The organism is Streptomyces sp. PA03-1a (assembly GCF_033792805.1).
In the GTDB taxonomy this organism is placed as follows: Bacteria; Actinomycetota; Actinomycetes; order Streptomycetales; family Streptomycetaceae; genus Actinacidiphila.
The window spans coordinates 1-10607 of sequence record NZ_JARAVO010000291.1; the positions used below are offsets into that span (position 1 = coordinate 1).

Consider the following 10607-nt stretch of genomic DNA (forward strand, 5'->3'; position numbering starts at 1 on the left):
GCCCACGGGGGCGGGCAGGCCCGCGGCCGTGATCAGGCTCTCGTCGCACTCGAGCAGTTCGGCGCGGTGGAGCGGCCAGCGGGGGTGGGAGTTCGGCAGGTACAGCTGCCGCTCGAAGAAGGTGTTGTGCAGTCCCCAGCGCGCGGTGAGGAAGTGCTCGAGCTCGGTGGGTTCCGCGACGGGCTCGCCGACGCGCACGCTGATCCGCGAGTGCGCCCCGCGCGGGCCCGGCCAACGGCGCGTGCTGGTGTACGTGAGGGTGTCGCCGTCGCGGCGGATCGCCATCCGCGACCACAGGTACGGCAGGCGGAACGCGGCGCGCGCGACCGCCACCGGTATCAGCCGGGACGCGTCGAGCGACCGGAAGACGACACCGCGCCGCCCGTGGGCGTCCACGGAGTACAGCCGGACGTTCGTCTCGGGGAAGGTGCCCAGGTAGGGGACGCCCGGGAGACGGAACCAGCCGACGCGGTGCATGCGGAAGGCGACGAGGCCGGCGTAGGTGGCGCCGTCGAGCGTGTCGGGGACGGTGCCGGCCGGCAGGAGCGGCGCGATATCGGCGGGGTCGGCCGCCCAGTGGAGGAAGGCCAGGTCGAGCCACGACTGGGTGAGCAGCGGGCCGGCGGCGACGTCGGGCGGGTCCGCGGTGATCGGTTCGGGCGTGGTCTGCGGGGGCGGCACGCGACCAGCATCGCAGACGTGCCACGGGCCTCCGGCAGGCGCTGCGCAACCGCTGTGACACGTGGGGTTCAGGAGGTCACAGCCGGGTACACCATGTGAGCGGGTGCCGGGGCCCCGCATCCGTTGGGGACGGACAGGGGGTTCTTCCCCATACCGGTGACGCTGCGGAGCAGCCCTTCGGCGTGGGGAGTGATGGACATGACGCACTGGTACGCCACCTCGTCATCGGCCGGCCGCACCGACGTGTACGTGTGCGAGCTCGAGCACCGCGCCGTGGCCGTCGCCGTCGCGCGACGCACCGCCCGCACCGTGCTGACCGGCTGGTCGGTGCCGGAGGAGGCCGTCCACGACGCCGTCCTCGTCGTTTCGGAACTGGTGACCAACGCCGTGGAGCACGCGCTGCCACCGGTCGCCCTGCGCCTGCGCCGCGGCGAGGTCGACGGCACGGCGATCATCCGCGTCGAGGTCACCGACGGCGGGCCCGCGCCGCGGCACGGCACCTGGGCCGCCGGCCGCGGCCCCGGCGAGCACGGCCGTGGAGCCGCCATCGTCGACAGCCTCGGCATCGGTTCCGGCGTCGGTACCCGCAGCCGTGGCAGCGGGCGCTGGGCGGATCTGCTGGCCGCCTGAGCCCCCGGAAAGTGCCCGTGGATCTTCCGCCCATACCTCCGGACGTCGGATGATGGATTCCCGTACGAGAATTTTGTCCGGAAGAAAACGAAAAGCCCGTATGTTGAGATCGCGCAGAGGGAGGGCTTGTCGTGGTCGCACCCGGCCCGGGTGCGGGAAGGGAGGCACCCGCATGGAGCTCGGGTCCCGTCTCTCGGCGATGCAGGATCCCATCGGATCGGGTTGCAGGGTCTTCCTCGCCGTGATGATCGCGATCATCACGGCGGTGCCGGTCGCCGACCACTTCCTCCCGGAGGACATCCACCTCGCCCACGTGCTGGTCATCCCCGTCGCGCTGGCCTCCGCCTTCGCCGGAGCCGTGTACGGGGCCCTGACGGGACTCGCGGCGGTGCTCGCCCTCGTCGCCGCGGGCGCCGAGCGGCACACGCTCCTCACCGAGAACGTCCTCGTCCAGCTCGGTTCCCTGGTGCTGCTCTCCTTGCTGCTCGTCCTCATCAGCGCCCTGCGCGAGCGCCGCAGACATGAGCTCGCGGAGCTGCGCGCGGTGTCGCAGGCGACCCAGGGCGTGCTGCTGCGCCCGCTGCCGCGCCAAGCCGGGCCGGTGTCCATCGCCACGGCGTACCGCAGCGCCGGCGACGGTGAGCGCATCGGCGGCGACCTGTACGCCGTGGCCCGCACGGCCCGGGCCACCCGCCTGCTCATAGGCGACGTGCGTGGCAAGGGACTGGGTTCCATCGGCGACACCGAGACCGTCCTCGGGGCGTTCCGCGCCTCGGCGCACCGGCAGGCGCCCTTGGCGGAGCTGATGGAGTCGCTGGAGGGCAGCGTCCGCTGGGAGCTGACCCAGGCGTGGGACGGGCCGGGCGAAACCGACGTCGGGGAGCGCTTCGTCACCGCCGCCGTCGTCGAGATCCCCGACGACGAGCCGTACGTGCACGTGGTCAGCTGCGGGCACCTGCCGCCGATCCTCCTCCACGACGGCACGGTCACCACCCTCGACGTCCCCGAACCGGCGCCGCCGCTGGGACTCGGCGGACTGACCGGGAGCAGCTACGCTCCCACCACCTTCACCTTCGCCCCCGGCGACCGGCTGCTGCTCTACACCGACGGCGTGACCGAGGCCCGGAACGGCGACGGGGAGTTCTACCCGCTCATCAGCCGGGTCGCGGAGTGGGGCGACCGCGGCCCCGACCAGCTCGTACGGGAGATGACCGACGACCTGCTGGCCCACACCTCCGCCCCGCTGCAGGACGACATGGCCGTGGTCGCGATCGTGCGCGACGCCCTGGGAGGACCGCCACCAAATGCACGGACCCCCGCTGGAGCCGACACGGCAGCGGACGCCGATGAGCCAGGCGTTCGACCTGCTGGCCGCGGACTATGACGACGACCATCACGACGCCGTCGCCGCGGCCCTGATCGAGCTGGCGGACCCCACGCCGGTGGACCGGAGGGTCGCCGACGTGGCCTGCGGCACCGGGGCGGTGGCCCTGACGCTCGCCCGCTCCCGTTCGTCCGCCGACCCCGCGGTGCTGGCCGTGGACGTCTCCGCGGCCATGATCGCCGCGGGCCGGGCGCGCGCCGAGCGCCTGGCGGCCCCCGGGGCGATCGACTGGCGGGTCGCGGACGCCGTGCCGCTGCCCTGCGCCGACCGAGCGCTCGACCTGGTCCTGTGCGCGTCGTCCCTGCACTTCCTCGGTGGGCGGGCCCTCGCCGACTGGCGGCGCGTCCTGCGGCCTGGTGGCCGTGTCGGGTACAGCCTCCCCCTCGCGTCCGGCTTCCGGGCCTCCGGCCCCTTCGCGTCGCTCGTCGCACGCGACCTGCCGCTCCCCGTGACGGCACGCGACGCCGCGGACCTGGCGGCCGCCTCGGGCCTGCACGCCCCGGTCGCCCGCGTCGTCCGGATCGGCGACCGCTCGGTCGCGCTGACCGTCGCCCGCACCCCCGGCGCGGCGCCCTGACCGTCCGCCCCCGACGCCGGCGGCGCGTGAGGGGCGGTGGTCCGGGAGACGGGACCGGACCACCGCCCGGTGTGCGGGGCGCGCCTCAGTTGGGGGAGGACGAGCCCGTTGCCAGGGGGTCGGCGGACGCGTCGAACGTCGCCGTCGGGGCGGCGAGACCGAGCGCGGTCGGGGCGTCGGGCAGCCCGGCGCCGACGCGGAGCGGTTCGGTGACGGGCAGCGGCCGGCTGGCACCGCGGAGCAGCGCCATCAGCTGGTCCGTGCGCGCGGCGCCGCGGGGGTGCGGCGTCGCCCGCAGCTGCTCGTGGTGGGCGAGCAGCAACGCGGCCAGCCCGGTGAGATGGGCCGCCGCGATGGCGGTGCCCTCGGCGACCGTGTAGGTGGCGCCGAGCGCCGTGGTGACGATCGCGGTTCCGGGTGCGGTGAGGTCGACGCCGGGCCCGGTGGGCGTGAAGGGCGCCGGGTACGGACCGGGCCACGGAGGCTGGGTGGCGGCCGCCGGGCTGTCCGGCGGGTACGTGCCGGTGTGCGCGAGCGCGCCCGCGGCCAGCACGGTGGGCAGGGCGGCGAGCGGGCTGAGCGCACCGGAGGTGTCGCCCGCCGGGGCGATGACGGCGATGCCCGCCGCGTGCGCGTCCATCAGCTTCCACGCCGCCAGCTGCGAGGGCTGGTCGTAGGTGACGTTGATCTGCGCGACGTCGATGTCGTGGGAGATGCAGTGATCCACCGCGCGCAGCAGGTCGGCGACGCGGCCGCCGGGGAACAGCTTGAGGGCGTGCACCGTGGCGTCCGCCGCGATGCCGGTGACCCCGGTGCGGTTGTCGGCGGCGGCCACGATCCCGGCGCAGCGGGTGCCGTGCCCGGTCGCGTCCGTCCGCCAGCCCGCGTCGTCGGCGGCGGGGGTGAAGTCGGCGCCGGAGCGGACGGTGTCCTTCAGGTCCGGGTGCGCGGTGTCGACGCCGGAGTCCAGCAGGGCCACCGACACGCCGTGGCCGCGGTAGGTCGGGGGGATCTCGTGCAGGCGCATCGCCTGCCAGCCCCAGCCGGTGAGCGGCCGGTCCGGGAAGCCCTCGAAGGTCTCCGCCAGGGAGCGGACCACCACCTCCACCTCGGCGCCGGACAGGGTGTCGTCGTCCGGGAAGGGGCGGCCGGTGCGCACCGGCCAGTGGTCGCCCGCCGGTCGCACGTACAGGGACCGGAGGGTTGCCGGGGTGTCGGCCGGCAGGACGAGCTCGGCCCGGCCGTCGGCGCCGGTGACGGCGTACGCCGTCGTGCCGGTGCCCGTCGCCCACACCTGCGCGTCGGGCACGCCCTGACCGCGACTCGTCACGCGCACCGTGATCCGCGGCGGCTCCTGGAGGGTGACCTCCATCGCCGGGTCCACGGCCGCGGCGGCCGGCCGCGTCGCGGGGGCCGGCGTGTAGGCCAGCGGCTGGTCGGCCTCGACCACCACCTGGGGGTTGGCGGCCAGCGCGCGGGCGCGCTCGTGGGGCATCGTCACCACGGCCACCGGGGGGCACACCGGGTGGGGTTCGGCGATCGCCTCCAGGCCGCGGGAGCGGGAGGGGTGCACCTGGGCGACCACCTCCACCTCCGGATCCTCCTCGAGCAGCGTGAACAGCGCCGAGGCCTCGACGGGCGGCACGCCCGCGGTCAGCCAGGGGACCGGCCGGGGTGCCACCAGGTACCGGCCCCAGGCCGCGCGGCCCGGGTGCCCGGCGTGCGTCCCCGCCATCCCCATGTAGTGCCCGGGGCCCTGTTTCGTGTCGCCCGGTGCCGCGACCGGTCCGTTCGCCCCGCCGGCTTCCGATCCGGCACCGGGCTTGCGGCCGCCCTTGGCGCCGCCGTGCCCCTTCGCCATGTCGCCGTTGCCCTGCTGCTCACTCATCACGCTTCCGCCTTCACCGATCACCTTGCGTTGGACCACACCGCGCCGCTGCCGCGGCCGGACGGCCCGGTCGGCCGGGGCAGCCGCAAGGGCCGCCCCGGCCGACCGGGAGACCGCTCAGATGCCGAGCGGCATCTGACCGACGTGCTGCCCGTACGGCGACTGCCCGTACGGGGACTGGCCGTTCTGGAACTGGCTGTTCTGGAACTGACCGTTCTGGAACTGGCCCGGGAACTGGCCGTACTGGCTGAACTGGCCGAACTGCTGGCCGAACTGCTGGCCGTACTGGCCGAACGGCGACTGGCCCTGGGCGATCTGGCTCAGCGCGCTGTGCACGACCGGCGCGATGCGGCGGGCGCACTCGGTGAGCACGCTGCTCCAGGCGTGCGGGGGGATCTGGCCCTGCGCCTGGATGCCCATCATGATCTGCGGGTCGATGCGCACCTGCTCGACCACGGCGTTGACCGCGGTGGCCGCACAGCGCAGCGACAGCTCGGTCACCAGCAGCGGCAGCTGCTGCTGGCCCTGCCCGATGCCGGGCTGGCCGAAGTGCTGCTGCCCGTAGCCCTGCAGACCCATGAACGGCTGGCCGATGCCCTGCTGTCCGTAGCCCTGCTGGCCTGCCCACGGCTGCGACTGCTGCTGACCGGACTGCTGCCAGTGCGGCTGCTGCAGCTGCTGACCGTACTGCTGGGGGGTGTAGACCGACATCAAGCTCCTCCTTGAGCTGTGACGGAAAGGGATGAGACGGCGGCTCCGTGGAGGGGGCTCCCAGAACCGGTCCGCCGCCATGCGCAGCAAATCACCACCGGGCAAAAAGCGCTTCTCGTGACATACCGCCACCAGAGGGTGCGTGGCAGCCGAGCTGCAGCGACCTCTTCGTGGCCGCCTCACCCGGACGGCCCACGCCGGGGGCGCGCCGCGGCGGGAAGACCATCCCCATGGGCATGATCGAGGTCGGCGGGGTCGCGCTCCACTACGAGCGCCGCGGCCAGGGGCCGCCCCTCCTGTGCGTCTCCGGGGCGGGCGGCGACGCGGGTGTGTGGACCAGGACGGCCGAGGCGCTCGCGGACGAGTTCACCGTCGTCTCCTACGACCGCAGGGGGAACGCGCGCAGCCCGCGTCCGCCGCGATGGACCTCGACGTCCATCGACGAGCAGGCCGACGACGCCGCCGGGCTGCTCCGCGGCCTCGGCTTCGGTCCGGCGGCCGTCCTGGGGTCCGGGAGCGGGGCGGTGATCCTGCTCAACCTCGCGCTGCGCCACCCGGAGACGGTGCGGGCAGCCATCGTCCACGAGCCCCCGCTCCTGTCGGTGAGCGCGGATCCCGGCGCGGTGCGCGCCCGGTTCGACCGTGCCTTCGAACGGGGCATGGCGGCGGACGGGCCGAGGGGCGCGCCGGAGGAACTGGTGCGCTGGCCGAGTGGCTGGCGGGAAGGCTGGGAACCGAGCTGGTCGGCATCCCCGGCGCGCACGCCCCCTACCTCACACACCCGGTCGAACTCGCGCACTTCCTGCGGCCGTTGCTGCACGACGTGGCCGGGTGAGCACGCGTACGCGGTGGGGTGCGCGTCGCAACGAGGCGGCGGGCGGGGGAGGATGGGGCGGGACAGCACCACCGACACCGAGGAGGAGCCCGTGCCATTGGAGGGCGAGTACGAACCGAGCCCGCAGACGTGGGCGCGCGAGCAGGTCGAGCGGTACGAGAGCTCCGGGGGCACCGAGGGGACCACGATGCGGGACCTGCCCGTGGTCATCCTGACGACCCGCGGCGCGAAGAGCGGGAAGATCCGCAAGACCCCCCTGATGCGGGTGGAGCACGGCGGGCAGTACGCCGTGGTCGCCTCGCTGGGCGGCGCCCCCAAGAACCCGGTCTGGTACCACAACGTGGTCGCCGACCCCCGGGTCGAGCTCCAGGACGGCCCCCGGCGCCAGGACATGACGGCGCGTGAGGTGTCCGGCGAGGAGAAGGCGCTGTGGTGGGACCGGGCCGTCGAGGCTTTCCCCGACTACGCGGACTACCAGAAGAAGACCGACCGGGAGATCCCGGTCTTCGTCCTGGAGCCGGCGGCCCGTCCCCTCTGAGCGCGGCGCGGGGGTGATGCGCACCGGGCCGCGCCCGGTGCGCATGAACGGCGTCATCGCGGACAGGCGCGCGGTGCGGGTGCCGGGCCACGTTTCCCCCGTCGCGGTCCGGCACCCGCGGGTCGTCAGGGCGCCGGCGTCCGCAACTCGACGTCGTCGGGCCCGAGCGGCCGGCCGTCGGCGTCGCGCATCCCCAGCGGGGCCACCGGGCGACCGGTCGCCCGGTCCACGAGGGTGGTCCGCTCCTCCCCGGGTTCGAAGAGGTTGGCCTCGCCCCACTGACGCAGGGCGAGCAGCACCAGCCGCAGACCCTTGCCCTCCTCGGTGAGTTCGTACTCCCGGTACGGACTCCCGTCCGAGGCGGGCACCGTGCGCAGCACCCCGTGCTCCACGAGCTTGGTGAGGCGGCTGCTCAGGATGTTCTTGGCGCAGCCCAGGCTGCGGTGGAAGTCGTTGAACCGGCGCACCCCGTTGAGCGCGTCCCTGACGATCAGCAGCGACCACCAGTCGCCGACGATGCCCAGGGTCCGCGCGACCGGGCACGGTCCGTCACTGAAGTCCTTCTTCTGCATCGCCCTCTCCCGGTTGCGACTTTAAACCGAGAGGTCGGGCGGAGCAAACACCGCACCGGGGGCGGGGGCTACTCGGGCCGTGCCGGGACGTAGAAGCCGGTCGTGGCGGTGACCGCGGCGGCCACGGTGTCCTCGGGGGCCCCCGAGGCGGCGTACGCCGTGCCCCAGGCCCGGCTGCTGCGGGTCATGAAGTCCCGGGCCTCGTCGGAGAACTGCCATTCCTCCGCCTTCTCCGGCCCGATGCCGCCGCCGGCCAGGTACAGCCCGAGCCCCAGCAGCCCCAGGTCCCAGCCGACGCCGACCGCACCGGGCCCGAACCGGTCCCACATGCCGGGCGGCACCACGGCCGTGTGCTCCAGTTCCAGGACCGTACGCTCCGCGTCCTCCGCGGTCAGCCGCACCTCCACCTCGCTGAACCCGGGCGCCCCGCCCATGACCCAGCTGACCCGGAGCAGTTCCGGCGGCTCGCACCGCAGGATCTCCCCGCCGGCGTTGCCCTGCAGCTGGTACCGGCCGCCGAGCCGCAGATCGCCGGTGACCGGCAGGAACCAGCGCCCGATGCGCTCCGCGGTGGTGCAGGCGTCCCACACGTCCTCGACCGGGGCGTCGTACGTACGGCGCAGCAGCACCGTGCGCGCCTCCTCGCCGGAGACCTCCCGGCTGCCGGTCGCGCGGTGGATGGCGTTGATCTCGTCGACGATGTTCATGCGGTGTCTTCCCGTTCCTTCCCGGGGTCTCGGGCCTGTCCCGTTCCCGGTCGCTGCTGTTCCTGTGCCGGGCGGCGCTCCCGGCGCCCCCGGGCGAGCTCGGTGCCGAGCGCGTCCAGCCGCTGCTCCCAGAAACCGCGGAAGCGTTCCAGCCACGCGTCGACCTCGCGCAGCGGCGCGGCCTGGACGGCGTAGAGCCTCCGGGTCCCCTCCGCGCGCACGGCGGCGAAGCCGTTCTCCCGCAGGACCCTCAGGTGCTGGGACACGGCGGGCTGTGAGATGCCGAACTCCCCGCTGATGACCTCGGTGATCGCACCGGACGGCTGTTCCCCGGAGGCGAGGAGCTCCAGGATGCGGCGCCGCACCGGATCCCCGAGTACGTCGAATGCATGCACATCCGTCACTATGGCAGCAGCTGCTTATATAAGCAAGAACTTAGATTGGCCACCGGTATCGACGCTTGTGAGGGAAATCTCCGTTTCCTCCCCCGGGTCCCTGAGCAGCCACGACGCACCCTGCGCGGGACTCACCCCATGAGAGGAGGGACATGCCGGGCATAGGGGTGGCTTCAGGGACGTTCCCTGACGCGGGCAACAGTGCCCACGACGTAGGACTGGAAGGGTCCGCCCACCACGGGCCGCGTTTCCGAAGGAGTGATGACCATGCGCCGCATCCGCGTCCAGCGACCGAAGAAGCCGGCGCCGTCGCGCCCTCCGATCGACCTGCGGACACCGTCCGGGAAGCCCCTCCCGTACTGACACCCACCCCCGACGCACACCGTGCACGTCCAGAAGGGTCGCCCGAGATGAGCGACACGTCCTACCGGCCGGGGAGCACCGTCCCGGCCTTCCGCCCGGTCTTCGCCTACGTGGTGAGGCGGCTGCGCTACCTCGCCGAGGGCTTCCGCCGCGTGGCCCTGGCGGGGTGACGGGGCCGGCGGACAGCGCCGCGCCCCGGGTGCCCGGGGGCGCGGCGGGCCGCTGCGGGGTCCCCCGGACGGCCCACGCGGAGCGCTGTTGCGCGTCGGCGCCGACCGGGTGACCCTTGACGTGATTCGGGTGCACCGGGACGCGAGGTGGCCATGGTCGAGCCAGCGGTGACGATCCGGCAGGACGGCGACGGTTACGTGGTCACCTGTCCGGGAACCGACGCGGTCGGGCGCGGGCCGACGGAGACCCAGGCGTGGACCGACTTCTGGGCCGCCCTGCACGCCGACTGGAAACCCCCGGAGGAACTCAGGGCGGGTCCCGGCGAGGACCACGTCCGAGGCCTGCGGGTCCTGCGGCTCTTCCGCTGACGCCGGTCAGCGCGCCCGGCCGGACCACACCGGCTCGACGCGCGCCCACTCCCGCTCCCACGTCCTCAGCCGCCCGCGCAGCACGAGGGCGCCCACGGCGTGGTGCACGCCCCAGGCCACGGCCGACCACAGCAGGAAGCACATGATGCCCAGCACCAGGCCCGCGCCCCGCGCTCCGGCCGTACTGCGGGGTTCCGGCGCCGGCGAGCCCCGGTCGTCCACCCAGATCCGTACCGGCTCGCCCGCCTCGACGGGCCGCCCCACCGGGACCCGTCCGGTGTGCGAACGGCCGTGCGGGTACTCCCAGCCGGCGCTCACCGGCGGTAACGACCGCATGCCGTGCTCATGGAAGACCGGCCCCGTCGAGGACAGCGCGGTGCCCTCCACGAGGTGCCGGTGGCCCCGTTCGGCCAGGGCCTGCGCGCGCTCCGCCCGGTGCACGGCGAACCCCGCGCACGCCGAGACGAGTACGGCGAGCACCATCAGCGCGGAGGCGGCCAGCCGCGGAAGGGTGTGCGCGCACGGGCGGCACCGGGACGGCAGCACGGCAGGACAGGCGCAGAGCAACATGGGACCCCCCTCGGACGAGGCGCGCGGCCCGGTCTCGACCGGACTGCCGACATGCTGCACCCGCGGGGCCGCCGCCCGCCGGGAATTCGCCCCCCTGGCTGCCGACTAGTCGGCGACCGCAGGCGACGCAGCCCGCGGACCGGGGACCCGGTGCGCACGGCCCGCCGCGGGTGCCGGCCGGGACAGGACCACCACGCCCCGCCCCGCCGCCACCGCC

The 10607-nt window shown here is 74.3% G+C and carries 13 protein-coding genes and 1 pseudogene; 7 read left to right on the forward strand and 7 right to left on the reverse strand.

Translation table 11 applies throughout. The annotated features are described in order from the left end of the window. Positions 1–681: YqjF family protein (locus PV341_RS39930; protein ID WP_500360352.1), on the reverse strand; the 681-nt coding region annotated here is incomplete at its 3' end. 198 nt (positions 682–879) lie between these two features. On the opposite strand from PV341_RS39930, the gene PV341_RS39935 reads away from it, so the two are divergent. From PV341_RS39935 to PV341_RS39945, 3 genes are all read left to right on the forward strand, one after another. Continuing rightward, positions 880–1311: an ATP-binding protein gene (locus PV341_RS39935; RefSeq protein WP_500329576.1), complete on the forward strand. Its 432-nt coding sequence runs from the start codon at positions 880–882 to the stop codon at positions 1309–1311. A 172-nt stretch (positions 1312–1483) separates the two neighbouring features. Continuing rightward, entirely contained in the window at positions 1484–2695 is a 1212-nt protein-coding gene (locus PV341_RS39940; RefSeq protein WP_500329574.1) for a PP2C family protein-serine/threonine phosphatase, read from the forward strand. After that, entirely contained in the window at positions 2658–3272 is a 615-nt protein-coding gene (locus PV341_RS39945; protein ID WP_500329572.1) for a class I SAM-dependent methyltransferase, read from the forward strand. The genes PV341_RS39940 and PV341_RS39945 overlap by 38 nt, the downstream gene beginning before the upstream one ends. 85 nt (positions 3273–3357) lie before the next feature. Here PV341_RS39945 and PV341_RS39950 read toward each other — a convergent pair whose 3' ends face one another. Together PV341_RS39950 and PV341_RS39955 are read right to left on the reverse strand one after the other, a co-directional pair. Next, on the reverse strand, positions 3358–5160 hold the full coding sequence (locus PV341_RS39950; protein ID WP_500329570.1) for a S8 family serine peptidase: 1803 nt from the start codon (positions 5158–5160) through the stop codon (positions 3358–3360). 117 nt (positions 5161–5277) lie between these two features. Then, positions 5278–5871, reverse strand: coding sequence for a hypothetical protein (locus PV341_RS39955; protein WP_500329568.1), 594 nt, complete (start codon positions 5869–5871; stop codon positions 5278–5280). A gap of 236 nt (positions 5872–6107) precedes the next feature. On the opposite strand from PV341_RS39955, the pseudogene PV341_RS39960 reads away from it, so the two are divergent. Together PV341_RS39960 and PV341_RS39965 are read left to right on the forward strand one after the other, a co-directional pair. Continuing rightward, positions 6108–6635 (forward strand): annotated as a pseudogene (locus PV341_RS39960) (alpha/beta fold hydrolase); the annotation flags it as partial. 162 nt (positions 6636–6797) lie between these two features. After that, positions 6798–7244: a nitroreductase family deazaflavin-dependent oxidoreductase gene (locus PV341_RS39965; protein ID WP_500360354.1), complete on the forward strand. Its 447-nt coding sequence runs from the start codon at positions 6798–6800 to the stop codon at positions 7242–7244. A 125-nt stretch (positions 7245–7369) separates the two neighbouring features. Here the strand turns inward: PV341_RS39965 and PV341_RS39970 are convergent, their stop codons facing one another. The 3 genes from PV341_RS39970 to PV341_RS39980 all read right to left on the reverse strand — a co-directional run bounded on the left by PV341_RS39970 (position 7370) and on the right by PV341_RS39980 (position 8927). Beyond that, positions 7370–7816, reverse strand: coding sequence for a winged helix-turn-helix transcriptional regulator (locus PV341_RS39970; protein WP_500329566.1), 447 nt, complete (start codon positions 7814–7816; stop codon positions 7370–7372). A 68-nt stretch (positions 7817–7884) separates the two neighbouring features. Beyond that, complete coding sequence (locus tag PV341_RS39975; protein ID WP_500329565.1) at positions 7885–8523, reverse strand: SRPBCC family protein; 639 nt, start codon at positions 8521–8523, stop codon at positions 7885–7887. After that, positions 8520–8927 (reverse strand): ArsR/SmtB family transcription factor, encoded by a 408-nt coding sequence (locus tag PV341_RS39980; RefSeq protein ID WP_500329564.1) that lies wholly within the window; start codon positions 8925–8927, stop codon positions 8520–8522. The genes PV341_RS39975 and PV341_RS39980 overlap by 4 nt, the downstream gene beginning before the upstream one ends. A gap of 401 nt (positions 8928–9328) precedes the next feature. On the opposite strand from PV341_RS39980, the gene PV341_RS39985 reads away from it, so the two are divergent. Together PV341_RS39985 and PV341_RS39990 are read left to right on the forward strand one after the other, a co-directional pair. Continuing rightward, positions 9329–9451, forward strand: coding sequence for a hypothetical protein (locus tag PV341_RS39985; RefSeq protein ID WP_500329562.1), 123 nt, complete (start codon positions 9329–9331; stop codon positions 9449–9451). 153 nt (positions 9452–9604) lie between these two features. Then, positions 9605–9820: a hypothetical protein gene (locus tag PV341_RS39990; RefSeq protein ID WP_499509473.1), complete on the forward strand. Its 216-nt coding sequence runs from the start codon at positions 9605–9607 to the stop codon at positions 9818–9820. Positions 9821–9826: 6 nt separating this feature from the next. Here the strand turns inward: PV341_RS39990 and PV341_RS39995 are convergent, their stop codons facing one another. Next, positions 9827–10390 carry an Rv1733c family protein gene (locus tag PV341_RS39995; protein ID WP_500329559.1) on the reverse strand — a complete coding sequence of 188 codons (564 nt, stop codon included), beginning with the start codon at positions 10388–10390 and terminating at the stop codon, positions 9827–9829. Between the last annotated feature and the right edge of the window lie 217 nt (positions 10391–10607).